The sequence below is a fragment of the Novosphingobium aeonii genome (assembly GCF_052279045.1).
Classification (GTDB): domain Bacteria; phylum Pseudomonadota; class Alphaproteobacteria; order Sphingomonadales; family Sphingomonadaceae; genus Novosphingobium.
On record NZ_CP176833.1, the window covers coordinates 641,674 to 660,317 of the forward strand.

Here is an 18,644-nt window from a genome sequence, read left to right on the forward strand (position 1 = left end):
GCCGCGGCGATCAGCGGGCGGCCAGTCCGGGGTTGCCGGCTTCCAGCGGCAGTCGCAGCGCGTTCTGGAAATAGGCGACCAGCGTGAATTGGCCGATCAGCACGATCAGTTCGAAAATCTGCTCGGTGTCCAGCGTGCGCGACAGCACGTCCCATGTCTCGTCGTCGACCGAGGCGCGGGCTTGCAATTGCTCCGCACATCGCAGAACCGCGCGTTCGTGTTCGGACCAGAGCGGCGATGCCGATCCTTCGGCGGTGATCCGCTCGATCTCGTCGGTGGTGATGCCCAGGGCCTTTGACTGATGGACGTGTTCGCCGAATTCGTAGGGTGCCTGAAGCAGCCATCCTGTTCGCAGGATGGCCAGCTTCTGGTCGCGCCGGGCAAGTCGGCTTGCGGGCCCCATGACGGTCATGGACAGTCCCATGATCCGCTCCCACAAGGTGCCGAACGGCAGCATCGTCACCATGATCTGGGGAACCTGCTCGATCGACAGGGACGGCACATTGCCAAACAGGGAGGCGCGCAGCCGGTCGGTAGCTTCCAGGATCTCGTCCGCACGCGCCAGGCGATCCACTGTCTCGACCCGTGGCGGTTTGCCGAGAATCTCGGCTTCCCTCAGGCGGATGCGTTCAAGTGTTTGCGGGGCCAGAGGCGCAGGGGTGGGGCAATCGCTCACCAGCGAACTCCTTCCTCGCGGGACTTCCATGTGTAGGGGCGCTCATAAGAAGGGTCATCCGTGCTCCACAGGCCTTTGAGGAAACCCTGGACGTTCTTTGAATGGATCCAGGTGCCGTCGCAGTCGGCCGTGGCCTCGATCGTGCAGCGACGCACGACGATGCGCCATTCGCCGTTCCGCTTTTCCAGTCGATCGAGATAGCGACCGATGGCAATGGTCGTGCTTTTGCCGTCGAGCCAATAGAGGCCGCCGATCACGTAACTTTCGCAATGCGCCACGTCACCTTCCAGCTCGCAGATGTGGTTGGTGATGTTGTGGCTGGTCATGTTGAAGTTCGTGTAGTGGCCCTTGTTGGCCTTTTCCGGATAATCCGGTGCGAACGTGACGCTGGGCCCATGCTCGTCGACGCCGTCCTCCCACCAGCAACCCGTAATCTGATCGACATCCTGACGATCGCGCGCCCGGCTCTCGCGCTGGATGCAGTCGAGAATGTCCTGCCGATCCTTGAGATAGGTGACTGTTGCTTTCAGATCCGCGAGTTCCTGTTCCAGGCTCATGTCGTGCTCTCCCAATGATTATTTTTATGCGGGCCGCTCGTCATCGGAGACGGCTGACCACTGCTTTGCGCAGATCGGCGGTCTTGATCTTCGAGCTGCCGGTGGTCTTGAGTTCGTCGTCGCCGAAGAACAGCACCTTGCGGGGCACCTTGAAACTGGCGAGACGGCTACGCGCGAAGGACCGGATCTGGTCGGCCGACAGGGCTGCGCCTTCCAGCGGCACTACGCAGCTGACCACAATTTCGCCCAGCAGAGGATCGGGCACTCCCACCGTCTGCGCAATTTTTACGCCAGGGCAATCACGGAGCACCGCATCGATCTCCAGCGGGGAGACGTTGGCGCCGCCGGTCTTTATGATGTCGTTGAGCCGGCCTTCCCAGAACAGGCGGCCTTCTGCGTCCAGCCAACCGCCGTCCCCGGTTCGAAAGAAGCCTTCATCGTCCAGCGTCTCGTCGAGTGGCACGCCAAGATAGCCCAGCATCAGCGTGGGGCCCTTCGCCGCGACTTCGCCGCGGTGCCCGAGTGGCACGGTTTGGCCTGTCACGGGATCGACGATCCGGATGGTCGATCCTGCCGTGGGGCGGCCATGACTTCCCGCTGTTTCACCTTCCGGAGTGCCGGCCGGAAAGACCGAAATCAGTGTGAATGTTTCGGTGCTGCCGTAGGCGCGAGGCTCCGTCCAGTTTGCCGAAACGCTCGGGTGGTGGGCCAGCGGAAAGGCGCCATCCACATAGCGCAGCGCGGACAGGTCGGCCTTGGCATAAGCAGGCACGGCTTCGAGCTGCGGCCATTGGTGCGGCCAGGCGAGTAGCATCGTCGCCCTTTCCGCCTGGATCAGGGCGAGCGCGGCTTCGGGATCGAACCAGCGCTGGAGCAGAAGACAGCCGCCGGACGAGAGCGTTCCGCCCAGCGCCATGGTGAAATTGCCCGAGAAGAAGAAGCCGTTGGCGGACCATGTTCGTGGCGGGTCCGTGATCCCGTACCAGCTCTTCCAGCGCCAAAGCTGCAGGCAGATCGCCCGGTGGGCGGACAGTATGCCTTTTGCCTTGCCCGTCGAGCCGGACGAAAAGAACAGGGTGCCTGGATCGCTGGGGAGCACCGCCGCGGCGCAAGCCTCGATCACGCCGTCGGGAATGGTGTCTCCGCGCGCCAGAAACGAGGACCAGCCTTCTACCGCGCCTGTTCCCTCATCCCCGTCGACGCGCGCAACATGGCTGAGGAACGGGAACCGGGCAGAGAGGCATTGGTCGGGAATGCCTGTTGCGATACCAGGCTCCAGTTCGCCCAGCATCGCCGCGAAGTCCTTCTTGAGCACGTGCCGCTCAACCAGCAGGATAGCGCAGCACGACGCTTCCAGCACCTCACCAATTTCCGGCGCGGTGAAGAAGGTGCTGATTGTCGTGGCGACGCCTCCCGCTAGTGCGGTGCCGAACAGGCAGGAAAGGAACTCCAGCCGGTTGGTCATGAGCAGGCCGACGCGCGTGCCTTTCCCTACGCCGCAGGCCTTGAGCGCCCGGGCCACTTCGTTGGCGCGCGCCCAAAGATCGTCATAGCTCCAGCGGATGACTTCGCCGTCCAGATGGATGACGGCTGCTTCACTGGCACCATGTCGCTGTACAATCTCTTGAAGATAGGCACCCAGCGTCAGGGCGCCGCAAGTTGTCTCTTGCGAAAGCGGAATGCCGCGCGCGTAGGATAGTGCCGTTTCCTCGCTCGTCATCGATGTGCCGGCCATCGGAAATCAGGTGGTCCGGATGCCGGTGGCATCATCGGGACGGAAAACCGGAATCTCCCCGGCTGCCTTGAACATCACCAGCGGCAGTACGCGCGCGGTGGAATTCTGGTAGGTTTCGTAGAAGGGATGGCAGTCGATGAAGAAGGACCACACCTTCTCGCGTTCGGCACCTTCTGGCTCACGCCAGGTTCCACGGAATGCCTGGGTCGCGATCTGGAACTCGATTTCCGGTTGCTCGACGATATTGAGATACCAGGCCGGATGATGGTCAGCCCCGCCCTTCGATGCGCAAATCACCACTTCGCCGCCGATGTCGGCGTAGCACAGGGGCGTGATGAAGGTTTTCCCGCTCTTGCGCCCCTCGTACTTGACCAGGCAATGCGTTGCGAAGGCACGGCCACCAACGGCGGTGATGTCCATGATGTGACCCTTCGCCCCGCCGGAAGAAAGGTACATCTCTCGGTGTTCGCTCACCCAGTCGCGCCGGGCTTCGCGGATCACCTGCATGTTTTCATCGCTCATTCCATTTACTCCGTTTCATCGCCGTGGCGAAGAACGAGATGTGTCGGTTCGCCTTGAGGGCCCATCGGGGAGTCGTAATCGATCACCGAACAGACCGGGTTGGCATGGCTGGCGAACAGGCGCCGCTCATCCTCCATCGTCATCGGCAGACGCGCGGGATCGGAAATGATGCGCTGGGAGGCTTCGAAATCCTCCCGGCTGTTCCACCAGATCTCCATCAGGCAATCGTAGCCGGAATCGTGGATTTCACCGGTTATGGGGTTCCTTTCGGGCGTCAGATACCGGCGTACATAGCGCATCGCATTGGGTAGCGCGGGCTTCGCACCCATCTTCTTCGCAAGCTGGGAATGCTGGTTTTCATAATAGTCGAGGAAGGCGTCCATCGACATATCCGGCCGCTTCCGGAAGAAGCAGATCTGCTTGAACATCGAGCACCCTCGCTTGTCATTATGGACCGAGCATTGCGGCAAGCGGGGTATGAGGTCTAATGCTGAATTCGTGTATCTCCATGCGGATTGTTTATGGATCTCTCACTTGGCAAGTTGCAGCACCTGCTCGCCGTCGCACGCTGCGGCAGCTTCTCGCGCGCTGCGATCGAGCTGAACCTCAGCCAGCCGGCATTGAGCCGAAGCATAGCGACGATCGAGGAGCGCTACGGCTTTGCGATTTTCAATCGCGTCGGCCATGGTGTGGAGCCGACCGCAGCCGGGCTTCAGGTTCTGGAGCAGGCGCGTCCTCTGCTACAAGGGTTGCGGGTCTTCGAAAGCAATATGGGACTTCTGGCTGGTGGGCGTAGCGGGCGGCTGTCGATGGGGATGGCGCCGTTGCTGGCCAGCGAGCTGGTTCCACGCTTCTCCGGCGACTTTTTCGGTGCCAATAATGTGCAGCTTCGCGTCATGGTCCGGCCGGGGGAAGAACTGATCGAGGCGCTTGCCAACGACGAGGTCGAGCTGATCTTCTTTCCCGGTCCGCATGTTGCCGATGCCGGGGAAATCGATCTGCAACATGTCGGCGATGCGCGCCCGGTGTGCGTGGTACGTCAGGGGCATCCCCTGCTTGCCCGCAAGCGTCTCCAACTTGCCGATCTGGCTGATTATCCATGGGCGAGTTCTGTCGAAGATCCGGTCGGGCCGCCGATCCCGAGCCGTTCGCGCATGGTCTGTGAAAACTATCACATCCTGCGGGACGCGGTTATGGCCGCAGATATGGTCTGCATCTGCTCTCAGGCGTTTATATCCGAGGAATTGCGCGATGGCCGGCTGGTAGCAGTCGCCATCGAGGGAATGCCGCTTCCGCCAACCGCGATCTTCGCGGGCCGGCTCAAGGGCAGGGTCCATTCCCCGCTCGCCGCAAGAGGGTTGGCGGCGATACGCGGATATCTGGCGGGATGACGCTGCGGTTCATCCCCGCCGATCGGCTTGCACTTCGCGTTTCATTGCACGGCGTAGCTTGATGCCTCGTTGGGGTCGCCGCTTACGTATCGCACCTGCTGCGGGTAGGGGGCGATGGGCGCCGAGCGCCTGACCGGGCTTTCCGGCGGGGTCTCGATGACGATCGAATCGGGAGCCTTTCCGTTTTCAACCCAGTCCACCATCAAGGCATAGAACTGGCCCGGCGCGACGAGTGGTGGGTGCGCATCGGGATTGGATGTGCCGTTCGGCGACATGTGGCCGACACCGGGCAAGAGGTAGAGACGGAAGAAGTCGTGCACATTCTGCGCGCCGCCCATCTTTTCAAGCACCCGGTCGTAATAGCGGATCGTGCCCTGGACCGGAATCGCCTCGTCGTTCCAGCCGTGCCAGCTCAGGAACTTCCCGCCGCGTGCCTTGAACGCGGAGAGATCAGGATCGTCGCTTGCGAGGCCGCCGAACGTGCTGTCGAGTTCGGTCCCGCGGTCGAAGGCGTGGGAGAGTTCCTGATAGGTCAAAGCGGTCCATCCCCCCTCGCCGTTGCCGGACGCATTGCGAAAGGTTGGATTGGCCAGGCGCGGGTTGGCCAGTTCCAGCGCGACCTGATCGGCCACGTATCCTTCGTGCGCATTGGAACTGCCGTAGCCGATATTGGCGAAGTAGGCCTGATAGAGCGATGTGCCGCGCATCAGCCCATACCATTTGCGTGGGCCGGCAAGCGCCGTTCCCGCGCCGTTGTCGCGATGGGGATCAGGTGCCGAGCCGTCACTGGTCATGCCGTACCACATCTGGTTGACGACACGCGCCTGGGATAGCGAAAGGGCATCAGGACTGGTATTCGTGCCGCCGTCTTCCACGTGCAGCACTGCGGGGTCCTTGGTCGGATCGTAAGTGCAGGCAAGGTTGTCCGTCACATATCCCATGTGCTGCCCGCCAACCGTGTCGCAGGCCGCGATCGCTGCATTGGAGACGAGGTCCATCTGGGCCTTGGTCAGGTAACGGCCGCAGAGTTCCCGTTCTACAACGAGGCTGCGATAGACATCGGCGGTAACCCATTGGGCCCAGTTGAGTGCCGGAAGGCTGGCAATGATGCCGTCGTAGTCGCCCGGATACTGCTGGGCGAGCCGGTAGCCATGGCGTCCGCCGGTCGATACGCCTTCATAATAGGCGTGGTGCGCCGGCTTTCCGTAGTAAGCCCGCGCGATCTGCTTGGTCTTCTCTGCCATCACATGCATCGCCCGGTGCGCGTAGTCCTCCCAGAGCTGCCTGGCAGGGGACCCATCCGGATTCATGGCCCAGGCACCATTGGTGGGGGCATGGCCGGAATCGGTGCTGGCGGAAACTGCGCCTTTTCCGCCCGCCGTCAGTGCGGCATAGGGCCAGCCGATTGCGTCCGGAGAGCTGTGCTGACCGCCGTCGAAGCCGCCAAGGCCGCCGATATTGTGTATCCTTCCATTCCAGGCAGCGGGCCTGGGCAGCCATACTTCGATGCCGATGCCGGGCGAAGTGGAAGGCGCGCCGACAGGGCCCGGATTGCCCGGTCCCACCACCAGCTTGATCAGGCAAAGGTCCGAGGGTGCGACGGCGGTGTGGGCCGAGGCCGGTTCCGAAATCACCAGCGGTTCGCCCTTGTGAAACTCCCGAACGAGCAGGACGTGCGTAAGGCCGTCGGCCTCGATGTCGGTCTTGAGATGTGCAGGTATCATGCAGAACGCTCCGCTGGAGGCGTAGGAAGGGATGGCGAGGGTCAGATTGCAAAGCGCAGGAGCAGCCAGGAACAGGATGGCCGGCCCGAAAGTACCGGCTTTCCGCCGGCGCTGCCGTGCAGAGGCAGCGGTCCGGCTGAAAGGGTGTGGGACACGTTCGAAGATGTCACGCAGCACGGCACAGCCTCGTGGCGCGGTGGCGCGCTCTCATGGTTCACTCTCCCGCTTGCCTCGTGGACTCTGTCTTTGCGAATGGCAGCGCTTGTCGTTTGCGCCTTCCTGAGGCAGGTATCCGGGATGAAAAACCCCCAAATGGGGGCTGTGGCCAAGCGCGGCAGGAGCGCATGCAAGTTTCAACAGCCATTGGCGAAATGACCCAGGCGCTGCTTGACGGCGCATATGAAAAGCCTCTGTGGGCTTCGTTTCTTTCGCTGCTCGCTCGTGAAACCGGCGCGGATTTCGTCGTGCTGTTGTGTCAGCCGCCCGGCTGGAAACAGGACGATTGCCTGCAACTTGTTTCGGGCAACATGCGGGTGGAAGACAGCAACGAACTCTATCGCCGCTACTTCGTCGATCGCAATCCGACGGCGAGCGAGTTGATGCAGGAAGGCAGAGCCTATTCTCTTCAGGAGCTTATCGCGCTCGACCGGGGCGAACATGAGGCGTTCTACGCCGACCTCGTGACAACACACCGTGTGACGGACCTGCGGCAGATGCGTGTGCGGGAAGCCGGCGGCGTGGATGCGCGCCTCACGATCGTCAGTCTGAGCCGCTCGTTCGATGTGCAGACCGATCGCTTGCTTTGCGCTTTGGCTCCCGTACTGAGAAGCGTCCTGCGCAACTACATCGTCCTTGAACGCGAACGCTTCACCGCTTCGCTTGCGGAGGAGGCCATTCGCAGGCTGCAGTTCGGCTGGATTGCCCTTGATGCAGGCGGTGGGATCGTCGACAGCGATCCAGTCGGTGAAATGCTGCTTCGCGAATCCGGGGTGATTGGACGAACGCCCAGGGGAAGGCTGACAATTGCCGACCGGGCTGCCGAAAGGACACTGCTTGCCACGATCCGCACAATGGCATCGCAGCTGGAGGCAAGCCCCAAAGCCGTTTCCCTCTCGAGCGATCCCTGGTTCGACATGCTACTGGTGCCCGCACCGCACAGATTGCTCGGACCGATAGGCAAGCCGGTGATCGTAGCTTACGTGCACGGTGACAGTTGGGGCACCGCCGATCGCTGCGAGCAACTGATGGACCTCTTTCGACTCACGCGGAGGGAAGCCCGGCTCGCGCTGGAAATCTGCCGAGGACGGTCCATTGCCGAGGCCGCTTGCCAGCTGGATTTGCAGGTCGAGACAGTCCGTGGCTATTCGAAACGCATTTTCGCCAAAACGGGCGCGCGCGGGCAAACAGACCTGGTCAGAATACTGATGGGGAGCGTTCTCGCCTTGACACCTGACGGACGTATCGGAGCACCACGTCCTGCCTCTCGTTGACAGGGTGCTTGCGTGATGTGATCCCTTTTCCGCTCCTGCGGTATGTAGCTGGCGCAGCCTGTGGCGTCTTTCGCGCGGCGAAGCGCATCGATAGTTTCGCGCACGAAATCGGGAGAAGCAGGACTTGGAGACTGAGCCGGCATTTGTCTTCGTTCACGGCGGCGGACAGGGAAGCTGGGTGTGGGGCGATACTATCGCGGCACTGGGACTGCAGGCCCCTGGAGTTCGTACCTTTGCAGTCGATGTCCCGGGTTGCGGGTCAAAAAGAGAGCGGCTCGATGGCGGCATCGGTCTGGACGAGGTCGCGGCCGAGCTGCTTTCCGACATCGAGGTCGCCGGCATGGGGCCGGCGATGCTCGTTGGACATTCCCAGGCCGGGCAAGTCATGTCGCTGATGCTGGAACGGCGGCCGGACCTGTTTCGGAGGGCGGTCTACGTCACATGTTCGATCCCTCTTCCCGGGCAAAGCGTGCGCGCGATGATGGGGGAGGGCATGCACGGAGCGAGGCCTGATGAAGTCGGCTGGCCGTTCGATCCCAAGACAGAAGATCTGGCGGCGCGTTACCCGCAGATGTTCTGCAACGATATGGATGACTTACAGAAAAGCGCATTTCTCGCGAAGCTTGGAGTGGATCGCTGGCCGCTTGCTACCTACGACTTTACGTGCTGGCGGTACGATCATCACGAGGCCGTTCCAGCCAGCTATGTCGTTTGCCTGAAGGATGGGATATTGCCAGTGGAATGGCAGGAGCGCTTTGCCGAACGGTTTGCTGTGGACCGCGTGATTTGCATCGATGCCGGCCATCAGGCGATGATTACGAGGCCGCAGGCCCTGGCCGAGATCTTGAGAAACGAATGCCGTTGACCGAAAACCTCCCGGTGATAACAACAGCGATCGTGTTTGATAAACCTTGCGCGTTTTACTGACTGATCGGTAAAGGTGCCTGATGGCAACCAGGATCAAAAAAGGGAACCGCGAAGACGCTGCGGTTCGTCGCGCCCAGATCATCGATGAGGCAATCCGCCAGATCGGTCAGATCGGCTCCCGTGGTTTTACGATCCAGGGCCTTGCCAGCAAATGCGGAATTTCTAACGCGGGGCTGCTCCACTACTTCGGATCCAAGGACGGCGTGCTTATCGCACTGGTCGATGAGATCGAGAGCCGGGAGGAAGTAATAGTCGCGCCTCTGCTGGCGGCGACCAAGGCGTCAAGCGGAAACGGAGAAGACGCCTATGTCGCGATGGTGCGGCTGTTGCGACGGATCATCGAGCGTTACCGGGAAATTCCGGAGCTGGGGCGTTTTCTCATCGTCCTGCAAACCGACGCCATGGACCCTGCGCACCCTGCCCACGCCTGGTTCCTCGCGCGCGCGGAGGAGACGGAGGATCTCTTCGGCCAATTGCTTGCTCCCTGGGCTGTCGATGCTCAAGAAGCAGCCAGAATGTGCTACGCCCTGATTTTTGGACTTGCCCGTCGCTGGTATGACAAGCCGGAATCTTTCGATCTGGGGCAGACGCTTGAGCGTGCGGTCCGTGCGATCGTTCCTTTCGAGAGCGATTGACGCCGAAGAGACGCAATTTTCAAGCGAACTGTCAGGGGCGCAACTGAGCCAAGCAGGCGGCGAGGTTACGGTGCCCGCCGCCAGGCAGCCGTCAGTCGATGACCCCGGCCTGACGCCCGGATTCCCCGATCCTCAGCATGCCTCTGTCGCCGGGGACACAACTCCAGTTCGCACCATCCTTTACGTCGCCTTCGCCGCTGTAACGCGCCATTTCGGGAAATTTGCAAAGTGGCATGGTGCGGCCGAGAGGCTGCTTGAAATCGACGCCGAACTGGTTCGCCTTGTAGAGCGTGGCGGGAAGGCTGTCGGGCGCTTGGCCTCTTTCCACCCATGCCTCGATGGCGCTCAGCGCGTCGAAACTGCCGGGGCCTTCTCCGATCCCGCCGCCACTGCAATGCGCGGTGCCCGGCAACATGAACATGCGGATGTTCTTGTGGAGCTTGTCATAGCCGCCGAACGTCTTCGCAAGATTCTTGTAGTAGTTGACGGACATGTATGGGGTAAGAAGGTGATCGCTCAGGTTCACCCAAAGGATCATCTTGTGATTGCTCTTGATGAGTTTTGCGGCGTTCTTCGGAATATCGCCGATACCCATGCGTAGCGCTGCATTCGCCCTGGCCACTTCCGTTGCCGGTGCGATTACCCGGAAACCGGTAACGGGCCCGGTGCCACCAGAGCCAAACGAAAGTACCGATGTGGTCTCGAACTTTGGATCATTGCGGTGAGAGAAGATGCGGATGACGGTGTCTCCGAGTAGCGCCATGCCGTTGGCGGCACCGGTTGCCGGATTGCCTGTATCGGGCCAGGGATTTGCAGTGCCCGCGTTGGCCGGCGGCAGCATGAGCGAGTTTTGCAGTTCGCTGACCGAATAGCCGGGCTGAACGACGCGCCCTTCCTTGTCCGTGGCTGCGGTCAGAACGGTGCTGACGCTTTCGATCTGCGCCTGCGTAAAGCAGCTGGGACCGGGTTTGTTATCGCTGCAGCGCGGCAGATCCTTTTCAGGCCGGAAGTCGCAGGCCACCGGGTTCTGGATGAGGCCGTCCTTGACACCGTCCACAGCATCGCACTTCGCCATGACAAGCGGGTTGATCTGGGCCACAAGCGATGCTGGCAGGCCCGCATCGGGCGAGCGTACCGTCGCCAGTGAGGCGCCGGTGGTCAGGAATGCGAGATTGGCGAGATTCGCATAAGGTGAGCCCGACACGATCCCGTCAAAAGCCTCGGGAAAGTAGGCTGCCGCAACAAGAGCATCGCGCCCGCCGCCCGAGCAGCCGCAGAAATAGGAATAGGCGATCTTTTGGGCAGTTCCGCTTGCTTTGGCATAGAAGGCGGTCGTGAATTCCTTGCCCATCATCGCCAGGACTTTTTGCGAGCGATAGAGATAGTCGTCGAGGTAATCCTGGCTGATCTCTCCAGGCCCCTTGATCGCCCACTTGCCTTGCGTGAAGCCGGCATGGCCTTCATCCGTCGCGAACGAGGCGTAGCCTTTCCTGATGCTGTCACCGGGCTTGCCCTGATTGGTGATGGTGATGGTGGGAGATGCCGCATCGCTTACCGCAAATGTCCCGCAATGCCCGCCGCAGCCAAGCTGCAGGTATTTCCGGTTCCAGCTTATCGGTAGGGTTGCGAGGAAGTTCGCCGTCTTGCCGGTGGCAGGGTTGGTGACGAAGCTGCCGGTGACCTGGCAATAGGCGGGAAGGTCGCCGCGGGCCGGTGTGAAACGCGTTCCGCCTTCAAGGAATGGGCCTGGTTGCTCTTCGGACGGCAGTTTCCCGATCGTAACCTTGATGTCCAGCTTTGCCGCAATGGCCTGGATCGCGGCAGGTTGGCACAGTTCGGCCATGCTCGGGGCGGCGACACCATCGGTGATTCCGGCATTCGCGCGCGATGACGGTGCGGCGATTGGCGGGGATGTCGGCGTAGCGGCCGCATTTACGCCGTTGCCGAGGTTTCCCGTCGCTGTCGCGGCGATCAGTAACGGCGTTCCGGTCCACAAAGCGATCCGAGATGATAGGCGCATGCTTTTTGTCCCCTGCCCAAATATCGACCTGTTATGTCTACCAACCATTCGGTAAAATTTAAAGGCTGAATCTTGCTTTGACGGTCAAGGCAACCCTTGAGGTTCGGGTCTCGAATAATCCGTCCGCACAGCTTTAGACTTACCGACTATATGGTATATATGGTTCCGACTCGATATGTCCGGGCAGGGGAGGGCTCGGTGAAACGACTCGATATCCAGCAATCAGCATCGGGAGGAAGAGTGCGAGTTGTCGATTTCTAGCGACGCCCTTCCGAAGTGTCTTATCGGTGAAATGAATTATACAACGATATGACGCGAAATATGCGCAAGAAGTTATGATTTTATTCGTCGAAATATAAATAAAATAAAGTACGGGAGAGAAATAAATATGAAGAAATCGAGCAGCCGTTTGCGGTTTGTCGTCGTTCTGAAAGGCGGGGTCGCGGCCTCTGCATTCTGCCTGGCTATCCCGGCCTTTGCCCAGGCCGATAGCCCGCCGCCTCAGGATGACAGCAAGGATCAACTGACCGATCGCCAGATCCAGGAAATCGTGGTCACGGGCACTCTTATTCGCGGCGTGGCGCCGGCGGGCACCAATGTCATCGATGTGTCGCAGGAGGCCGTTCAATCGACTGGTGTTACAACCACCGCGCAATTGCTGCAGACAATTCCGCAACTCGGACAGTTCAACTCGCTCCAGCAGCCGGCAGGCGCTTTTAACAACGTGACGACAAACCGCCCGAACCTGCGCAATCTTCCGGGCTTTCAGACTGCGGGCAGCTCTCCCACGCTTGTCCTTCTCGACGGGCACCGCATCGTCGGCATGGGAATCCAGTCTACCAGCCCCGATCCCGATATCATTCCGCCTGGCGTGATCGAGCGCGTCGAGATCGTTCCCGACGGCGGCTCCGCCATCTACGGTTCGGACGCTGTCGCGGGTGTCATCAATTTCATAACGCGCAAGAAATTCGACGGCGTCATGGTGGATTCCCACTATGGATTCGCGGACGACTACCACGCTTTCGATGCCAATATGACGGCGGGCAAGTCGTGGGACACCGGATCGATCTACATCTCATACAACTATTCGGAACACGGAGCGATCTACGGCCGGGATCGTGACTATGTTAAGATGTATACCAAGACGATTTCCGGCGTTCCCTTCCCGATCACGAGCCTGCGCTGCACTCCGGGCAACGTGCAACTGGTTCCGTCAGGCACGGTCTATGCGCTGCCCTATACTTCCGCCACGGCGACGGCGAACACCGCAAACCAGTGCGACGAAAGCGACGGTGCGCCGATCTATCCGAGCGAAAATCGCCATTCGGTCTTCGCGGGCTTTTCGCAGGACCTCAACGAAGCGCTGAAGGTCGACGTCCGGGCGTGGTTCACCCAGCGCAAGGTGTCTGCGGATCTGGGGCCTATTTACGATTCCCAATACATCGGTCCCGCCTTTATCGGCCTGACACCCAGCCCATACATGGCGGCTTACAAGGTCAATCCGGCCAATCCGTTCGAGATCCATCAGGTTTCGTATTCCTACGGCGGAGACGACACGGAGCAACAGAGGTTGTCGCTCAGTACCTGGGGCGTGACGCCGACGTTCACGGCGGAGCTCGGCAAGGGGTGGCAACTTCGTGGCATGGGCAGCTATGGCGAAAGCACGACTCAGAACATCGTCGGGCAATACAATTCCACCGCGGTTCCGCGTGCTATCGCTACCGGTCTTCTCAATCCCTATGACATCAATTCAAGCAGCCAGTTGGGGCTCGATGTCCTCAGCAATTTTGAATCGTTCGGACGCACGCGCCAGCAACTGATCAACGGCCGATTGATCCTCGATGGCGCCTTGTTCAGGTTGCCGGGCGGAGATGTGAAGTTCGCCGGCGGTGTCGAGTATAATCACGAACAATTGCGCTCCCAGAAGGGCTCCATTGTGCCCGGCACGGAAAACACCGGTTACGAAGGGCTCGTCTATAACGGTGTGACGGTCATCGCGCCTTACGCAAACCTTCCGGTCGTCACGCTTTCCCGCAGCACCAAATCGGCATTCGGTGAAATGGTGGTGCCGATTTTCGGGGTGGATAACGGGTTCGGGGGAATGCGCGAGCTGACCGTCTCCCTCTCCGGCCGATATGACGACTATTCCGATTTCGGCAATACCTTCAATCCCAAGATCGGCGTCACTTACAGACCGGTAAACTGGGTGAAGTTGCGCGGATCGTGGGGCAAATCCTTCGTGGCGCCGAGCCTTGCGGACAGGCCGGAAACCGACGTGACTTCCTATAACCAGGTCAATGGGCTCTCATTCCTGTTGCCGCCGGCCAGCCTCGTTGCCAACGGCACCTATCCTGCCCCGCAGAACAGCAACGTGGCGGTCGTGCTTGGCAGTGCGCCGGATATCAAGCCGGAAAAGGCCACCACGTGGTCGCTCGGCTTCGATATCGAGCCGCCATTCGTTCCGGGGCTCAATCTCAGCCTCACTTACTGGAATATCAAATTCAAGAACCTGATAAATCTGCCGAATTTCACTAATCAGGTTGATTTCTGGACGAACTTCGGCTCGGTCATCACGGTCAATCCAACGCAGGCCCAGATCGATTCCTACCTTGCCCAGTCGGATACGATCGTGGGTTCCGGGTGCTCGGTCGCAGGCACCGGCCCAACCGGCTGTTATGCCATCCTCGATGCTCGCAAGCGGAACTTCGCCAATGTGGAACTGGATGGTCTTGATGCCGCGCTGAGCTACCGCCTCGATGCGGGCTTTGGCTCATTCGATCTGGGGTTCAATGCCAATTACGAACTGAACCGCAAGCAGCAGCCGATCGCAGGGGCGGCCTTCAGCGACTTGCTCGCCGCCAACAACAGCCGTTTCAAGTTCAGCACCGTGCTTGGCACGACGATCAGCGGCCTGCGGGCCCAGGTCACCTGGAATCACACCGGTGGCTATGACCTCGATCCTGCTGTCAGTTCTGCAGGCGAACAGGCACGGGTCAAGTCGTTCAACGTTATCAACCTGTTCTTCAAATATGACGTCCCCGGCGAGGGGATCTTCAAGGACCTCTCGTTCACGCTGAACATCGACAATGTCGTCGATCAGGATCCGCCGCGCTACATCCAGCAGTCGATCACGCCTTCGCAGGATGGCTATATCAACGGCAACACCCTTGGCCGCTTCGTGCAGTTCGGGGTGAGCAAGCGCTTCTGAGCTGATCGCGATGCGCATTTCGGCGCCGCCTTGTGCGGTGCCGAAATGTCTTGCCGGCACCGTGAACGGGTGCCGATGGATGTAAACCGGGAAAAGCGCGGTCAGAACCGGCGCGAGAGGCCGAAATAGAGCTCCAGGTCCGGCGCGTCCTGGTCCAGCCCGGCGTTGGCGCCGGCATCGATCTGAAGGTCTTTCGTGGGCTGCCATCCTAACGAAAGCCCGGAAACATGGGCAACGCTGTGGCCCTGCGGATCATGGTCGGCAGTGACTTCATACTCGGCAGTTGCGCTGAGCGCTTCCCCGATCTTGAGTGACGCGCCGACAACTTCGTCGAAGGCGAAATGTCGGCCGTCGCCATCTTCGTCAACCGCGGCATCGAACTGCGACGTGGTGACGAGGCTCCACTTGTCGGAAAGTTCGTACGACAGCGGTACGCGCGCGCCTGCGGCCCAATCACCGTCGCCGATCGGCTGACGGCCAACGGGAAGCGATATGTAAGGCATCACGGCGATCGACAGGCCCGATCCGTCGGGGTTCAGCAGGTTTCGCCGCAGCGCGAACGTGGCGTCGCCGGAACCGCTGCGATGTTCCACATCGCCTGTCATGCGATCGCGGGTGCGTGACCAGCCGAAGGCAGTCCAGCCGACCTGAATCTCCGCATGCCGGGCCACGCCGTAACGGACAAGCAGTTCCGCCGCTTCGAAGACGTCCTGTCGCTCCTGCCGGTCCTTGTCGAGTGTCCAGTCTCCCATGCCGATTTCGACGGAAGCCCGCCCCGGTTCGAGCGTGCATGCGGGCGTGCCGATGCCGGGGCGGTCGGGGCAATAGTCCGGTTCGTCGGCTCTGGCGGCCGCAGGCATGAGCGTAGAGCCCAGCAGGGCCGCCGTCAGCATGACACCTCGCGACGGTCCCGCAAGACGATGCAAAGAGATCGGCGAACGGGACACTGTCATTCCGGTCATGCTGTGCTCCCAGGCCACCTGTCACGCGGAAAAGGCGCGCGTATTTCTTCCATTCCTGAAGCACGCGCAAATGCGCCCGAAGTCAAGCTCCGGGCGCGTTCCTGCAGGCAGGCATGGGGTAAGCGGCGACAGGATTGGCATGAGCGCCTCCGGCTGCATGGCTGCAAGCCGGAGGCCGTTCGTCGCTCCTGTCAGAACCGGAAGCCGAGCGTGCCCATGATGTTGCGCGGCGCGCCCATGAAGCAGTCGCCACGGGCCAGGCACGAGGCATAGTACCGCTTGTTGAGCAGGTTGGTGGCGTTGACCGAGAAGCGCCACTTGTCCCAGCTGATCTCGGCCAGAGCGTCAACCGTGGTGTAGTCGGGCGTCATGATCGTCCATGCACTGCCGACCGAACGACGCTTGCCGGTGTAGACCACGCCGGTGCCGAGCCGCAGTTGCGCGTCTTCGGACAGGCCGAAGCTCTTCGACGCCCAGAACGAAGCGGTCTGGCGCGGCAGGTAGTCCAGGCTCTGGGTGGCCTTGATCTTGTTGTAGCCGTAGTTGGCCAGCAGCTCGAAGTCGCCCGGCAGGGTGTAGTTGCCTTCCACTTCGATGCCCTTGGTGGTGAGCTGCCCGGACTGGGTGACGGAGTTGTTCTCGCCATAGAGAACACGGTTGCGTTCCTTGATGTGGAACGCCGTCACGGTGACGAGGGCATGGGCATTGGGTTGCCACTTCAGGCCGGTTTCGAACTGGCGCCCGGTCTGGGGGGTAAGCAGGTTGCCGGTTACAGTGTTGATGCCGCTGACCGGAAGGAAGCTTTCGGTATAGCTGAAGAACGGAGAAATTCCCGCGCCGAGTTCGCCGATGATGCCCGCGCGGAAGGTCGTGGCCTTGTCGATCCCGCCGCCGCGATTGTCGACGCGGTCATGACGTCCGCCGAGCACGATCGAGACGCGGTCGTAGAAACGGATCTGGTCCTGCACATAGACGCCGAGCTGCTTCTGGCCCGAGGTGGTCCAGTCGGCGCCGATCGCGGGAATGGTGAGGGCGTCGTAGTCGATGTCGTAGAGGTCGATGACCTCGTAGCCGCTGCCGCCGCGCTTCTTCACCCGGTTCCAGGCGTAGTCGATGCCGACGAGCAGCTTGTGCTCGATATTGGCGCCGGTGTTGAAGTTGAACTGCAGGTTGTTGTCCGTCGAGAAGACGTTCATCCGCGCGACGGTGGCATCGCTGTAGAGACCGATCGTGCGGCCTTCCGGATCGAGGTAGGGGTTCGTCGGGTTGCTGTAGCTGTTGGCGTAGTGCGTGAAATAGTCGAGGTCGCTGTCGATGTAGCGCGCCTTCAGGCTCAGCGTGATGTTCTCGTTGAAGTGGTGCGTGATGCTGCCGCCACCCTGGAGCAGACGGCCGTCATAGCGGTCCCAGCCCGGCTTGCCGACAAAAGTGTAGCGGTCGAGATGTTCGGCATTGTTGGGGTTGGGGCGGAAGGTGCCGACGATCGGCAGGAACTGCGTGGTCGAGCCGGTGTCGTCCTCCTGATAGAGACCCGTCAGCACCACGTCGGTGTCAGGCGTCGGCTGCCAGCGAAGCGAGGGTGCGACGAACACGCGGTCGTCGGGCACATGATCGACATAAGTGTCCGCGTCGCGGGCGCGGCCCACGAGGCGGAAGGCGAAAGTGTTGCTCAGGGCCAGGTTGACGTCGCCGTAGACTTCCTTGCGGTCATAGCTGCCGTAAGTCGCGTTGATCTCGCCGCGCGTCTCGAAAGTCGGCGCCTTGGTCACGAGGTTGACGAGGCCGCCGATCGAGCCCTGGCCGAACAGCACCGAGGCGGGACCACGCACGATCTCGACCTGCGAGAAGTTGTAAGGGTCGGACGTGATGCTGGCATAGAAGCTGTAGACATCGCGCATGCCGTCGCGGAACTGCAGCGCCTCGATGCCGCGAACCACGAAGCTGTCGACGCGGGTGTCGCGGCCATAGGCGTTGGCGGTTACGCCTGCGGCATACTTCACCGTGTCGCTGATGCTGATCGCGCCTTGCGAGAGGTACTGGTCGGCCGTGATGACGGTGACAGGCTGCGGCACCTGGATCGGCGGCGTATCGGTCTTCGTTCCGGCGCGCGAGCCGGTGACGAGGATCTCGCTCGCCGTGTTGTCCTGGTCCGAATCTGCTTCGGCTGCAAAGGCACCCGTCGGCATCGCGACCAGTGCGATCATCGCTACGCCGCACAGCGCGAGCTTTCCTGTTTGCTTCATTTCGATTTCACCCCTCGTCGATGTCGATGTTGGGCACGCGCTTATTCGATAATGAGAGGCGTTCGCAATATCGGTGTAAAATTTGTGAATTACGTTGCAATTAGGACACAGACGCATGGGGGCATGCAAATAACCGGATACACGCGTCGCGCGAGCCGGCATTGCGGGAGATGGGTTTTCGCGATCTACGCGATGGAAGCGCGGGATTACGTTCCCTGCGCGTAGATGCAAAGACGTTCGATCCTGTTCTCGCCATTGAGATAGAAGAAATTCGCCGTGCTGCGCAGGCTTCCGTCAGGCAGGCGTGCCTTGATTTCCACGGCTGCCGCCTGCGGGCCGATCACGCGGGAACCGGGCGTCGGGATTGGCGCGCCGCGATTGAACACGTCAGTCTGGAATGCGCGGATGGCCACCGTTCCCTCGATCAGGCTGCCGTTGGGGAGCGTGACCGTGGCATCGTCGGCGTAAAGAGCGAGCAGGCTCTCGATGTCGCGGGCGCGAATGGCTTCGAAATAGCGATCGGCCACTTCGGACGGGTTCATCGGGACGTTCCT

General features: G+C 61.0%; 15 protein-coding genes. 5 read left to right on the forward strand and 10 right to left on the reverse strand.

Features of this window, described 5'->3' with window-relative positions:
* Nucleotides 1-10: 10 nt before the first annotated feature.
* Genes ACLIMP_RS18545 through ACLIMP_RS18565 form a run of 5 tightly spaced genes read right to left on the reverse strand, consistent with a single transcriptional unit; the run spans nucleotide 11 to nucleotide 3,918 of the window.
* On the reverse strand, nucleotides 11-676 hold the full coding sequence (locus ACLIMP_RS18545; RefSeq protein ID WP_443478789.1) for a carboxymuconolactone decarboxylase family protein: 666 nt from the start codon (nucleotides 674-676) through the stop codon (nucleotides 11-13).
* The gene (locus ACLIMP_RS18550; protein ID WP_054435492.1) at nucleotides 673-1,233 is read right to left on the reverse strand and encodes a nuclear transport factor 2 family protein; all 561 of its coding nucleotides are present in this window, start codon (nucleotides 1,231-1,233) and stop codon (nucleotides 673-675) included. The genes ACLIMP_RS18545 and ACLIMP_RS18550 overlap by 4 nt, the downstream gene beginning before the upstream one ends.
* A gap of 40 nt (nucleotides 1,234-1,273) precedes the next feature.
* On the reverse strand, nucleotides 1,274-2,968 hold the full coding sequence (locus tag ACLIMP_RS18555; protein WP_443478790.1) for a class I adenylate-forming enzyme family protein: 1,695 nt from the start codon (nucleotides 2,966-2,968) through the stop codon (nucleotides 1,274-1,276).
* A 6-nt stretch (nucleotides 2,969-2,974) separates the two neighbouring features.
* Nucleotides 2,975-3,490: a nitroreductase/quinone reductase family protein gene (locus ACLIMP_RS18560; RefSeq protein WP_324699444.1), complete on the reverse strand. Its 516-nt coding sequence runs from the start codon at nucleotides 3,488-3,490 to the stop codon at nucleotides 2,975-2,977.
* Nucleotides 3,491-3,495: 5 nt separating this feature from the next.
* A complete protein-coding gene (locus ACLIMP_RS18565) occupies nucleotides 3,496-3,918 on the reverse strand; it encodes an EthD domain-containing protein (protein WP_443478791.1) in 423 nt (140 codons plus the stop codon).
* A 93-nt stretch (nucleotides 3,919-4,011) separates the two neighbouring features.
* On the opposite strand from ACLIMP_RS18565, the gene ACLIMP_RS18570 reads away from it, so the two are divergent.
* Nucleotides 4,012-4,881, forward strand: a complete 870-nt coding sequence (locus tag ACLIMP_RS18570; RefSeq protein ID WP_054435486.1) for a LysR family transcriptional regulator — start codon at nucleotides 4,012-4,014, stop codon at nucleotides 4,879-4,881.
* Nucleotides 4,882-4,922: 41 nt separating this feature from the next.
* On the opposite strand, the gene ACLIMP_RS18575 is transcribed toward ACLIMP_RS18570, so the two are convergent.
* Complete coding sequence (locus ACLIMP_RS18575) at nucleotides 4,923-6,605, reverse strand: tannase/feruloyl esterase family alpha/beta hydrolase (protein ID WP_443478792.1); 1,683 nt, start codon at nucleotides 6,603-6,605, stop codon at nucleotides 4,923-4,925.
* A 344-nt stretch (nucleotides 6,606-6,949) separates the two neighbouring features.
* Between ACLIMP_RS18575 and ACLIMP_RS18580 the strand changes: the two genes are divergently transcribed.
* From ACLIMP_RS18580 to ACLIMP_RS18590, 3 genes are all read left to right on the forward strand, one after another.
* Nucleotides 6,950-8,095 (forward strand): helix-turn-helix transcriptional regulator, encoded by a 1,146-nt coding sequence (locus ACLIMP_RS18580; RefSeq protein WP_443478793.1) that lies wholly within the window; start codon nucleotides 6,950-6,952, stop codon nucleotides 8,093-8,095.
* 124 nt (nucleotides 8,096-8,219) lie between these two features.
* Nucleotides 8,220-8,960: an alpha/beta fold hydrolase gene (locus ACLIMP_RS18585; protein ID WP_443478794.1), complete on the forward strand. Its 741-nt coding sequence runs from the start codon at nucleotides 8,220-8,222 to the stop codon at nucleotides 8,958-8,960.
* Nucleotides 8,961-9,042: 82 nt separating this feature from the next.
* Nucleotides 9,043-9,657: a TetR/AcrR family transcriptional regulator gene (locus ACLIMP_RS18590; RefSeq protein ID WP_054435387.1), complete on the forward strand. Its 615-nt coding sequence runs from the start codon at nucleotides 9,043-9,045 to the stop codon at nucleotides 9,655-9,657.
* A 91-nt stretch (nucleotides 9,658-9,748) separates the two neighbouring features.
* Here ACLIMP_RS18590 and ACLIMP_RS18595 read toward each other — a convergent pair whose 3' ends face one another.
* Nucleotides 9,749-11,677, reverse strand: a complete 1,929-nt coding sequence (locus ACLIMP_RS18595) for a tannase/feruloyl esterase family alpha/beta hydrolase (protein ID WP_443478795.1) — start codon at nucleotides 11,675-11,677, stop codon at nucleotides 9,749-9,751.
* A 388-nt stretch (nucleotides 11,678-12,065) separates the two neighbouring features.
* On the opposite strand from ACLIMP_RS18595, the gene ACLIMP_RS18600 reads away from it, so the two are divergent.
* Complete coding sequence (locus ACLIMP_RS18600) at nucleotides 12,066-14,885, forward strand: TonB-dependent receptor domain-containing protein (RefSeq protein WP_443478796.1); 2,820 nt, start codon at nucleotides 12,066-12,068, stop codon at nucleotides 14,883-14,885.
* A gap of 101 nt (nucleotides 14,886-14,986) precedes the next feature.
* Here the strand turns inward: ACLIMP_RS18600 and ACLIMP_RS18605 are convergent, their stop codons facing one another.
* From ACLIMP_RS18605 to ACLIMP_RS18615, 3 genes are all read right to left on the reverse strand, one after another.
* Entirely contained in the window at nucleotides 14,987-15,847 is an 861-nt protein-coding gene (locus ACLIMP_RS18605; RefSeq protein ID WP_443478797.1) for a transporter, read from the reverse strand.
* A 191-nt stretch (nucleotides 15,848-16,038) separates the two neighbouring features.
* On the reverse strand, nucleotides 16,039-18,090 hold the full coding sequence (locus tag ACLIMP_RS18610; RefSeq protein ID WP_443478798.1) for a TonB-dependent siderophore receptor: 2,052 nt from the start codon (nucleotides 18,088-18,090) through the stop codon (nucleotides 16,039-16,041).
* A 206-nt stretch (nucleotides 18,091-18,296) separates the two neighbouring features.
* Nucleotides 18,297-18,632: a YybH family protein gene (locus tag ACLIMP_RS18615; protein WP_185999522.1), complete on the reverse strand. Its 336-nt coding sequence runs from the start codon at nucleotides 18,630-18,632 to the stop codon at nucleotides 18,297-18,299.
* Between the last annotated feature and the right edge of the window lie 12 nt (nucleotides 18,633-18,644).

Bases quoted from the DNA above. Each gene is read 5' to 3' on its own strand.
- ACLIMP_RS18550 (WP_054435492.1), bottom strand. From the start codon at position 1,233: ATGAGCCTGGAACAGGAACTCGCGGATCTGAAAGCAACAGTCACCTAT.
- ACLIMP_RS18555 (WP_443478790.1), bottom strand. From the start codon at position 2,968: ATGGCCGGCACATCGATGACGAGCGAGGAAACGGCACTATCCTACGCG.
- ACLIMP_RS18560 (WP_324699444.1), bottom strand. From the start codon at position 3,490: ATGAGCGATGAAAACATGCAGGTGATCCGCGAAGCCCGGCGCGACTGG.
- ACLIMP_RS18565 (WP_443478791.1), bottom strand. From the start codon at position 3,918: ATGTTCAAGCAGATCTGCTTCTTCCGGAAGCGGCCGGATATGTCGATG.
- ACLIMP_RS18570 (WP_054435486.1), top strand. From the start codon at position 4,012: ATGGATCTCTCACTTGGCAAGTTGCAGCACCTGCTCGCCGTCGCACGC.
- ACLIMP_RS18575 (WP_443478792.1), bottom strand. From the start codon at position 6,605: ATGATACCTGCACATCTCAAGACCGACATCGAGGCCGACGGCCTTACG.
- ACLIMP_RS18580 (WP_443478793.1), top strand. From the start codon at position 6,950: ATGCAAGTTTCAACAGCCATTGGCGAAATGACCCAGGCGCTGCTTGAC.
- ACLIMP_RS18590 (WP_054435387.1), top strand. From the start codon at position 9,043: ATGGCAACCAGGATCAAAAAAGGGAACCGCGAAGACGCTGCGGTTCGT.
- ACLIMP_RS18595 (WP_443478795.1), bottom strand. From the start codon at position 11,677: ATGCGCCTATCATCTCGGATCGCTTTGTGGACCGGAACGCCGTTACTG.
- ACLIMP_RS18600 (WP_443478796.1), top strand. From the start codon at position 12,066: ATGAAGAAATCGAGCAGCCGTTTGCGGTTTGTCGTCGTTCTGAAAGGC.
- ACLIMP_RS18605 (WP_443478797.1), bottom strand. From the start codon at position 15,847: ATGACCGGAATGACAGTGTCCCGTTCGCCGATCTCTTTGCATCGTCTT.
- ACLIMP_RS18610 (WP_443478798.1), bottom strand. From the start codon at position 18,090: ATGAAGCAAACAGGAAAGCTCGCGCTGTGCGGCGTAGCGATGATCGCA.
- ACLIMP_RS18615 (WP_185999522.1), bottom strand. From the start codon at position 18,632: ATGAACCCGTCCGAAGTGGCCGATCGCTATTTCGAAGCCATTCGCGCC.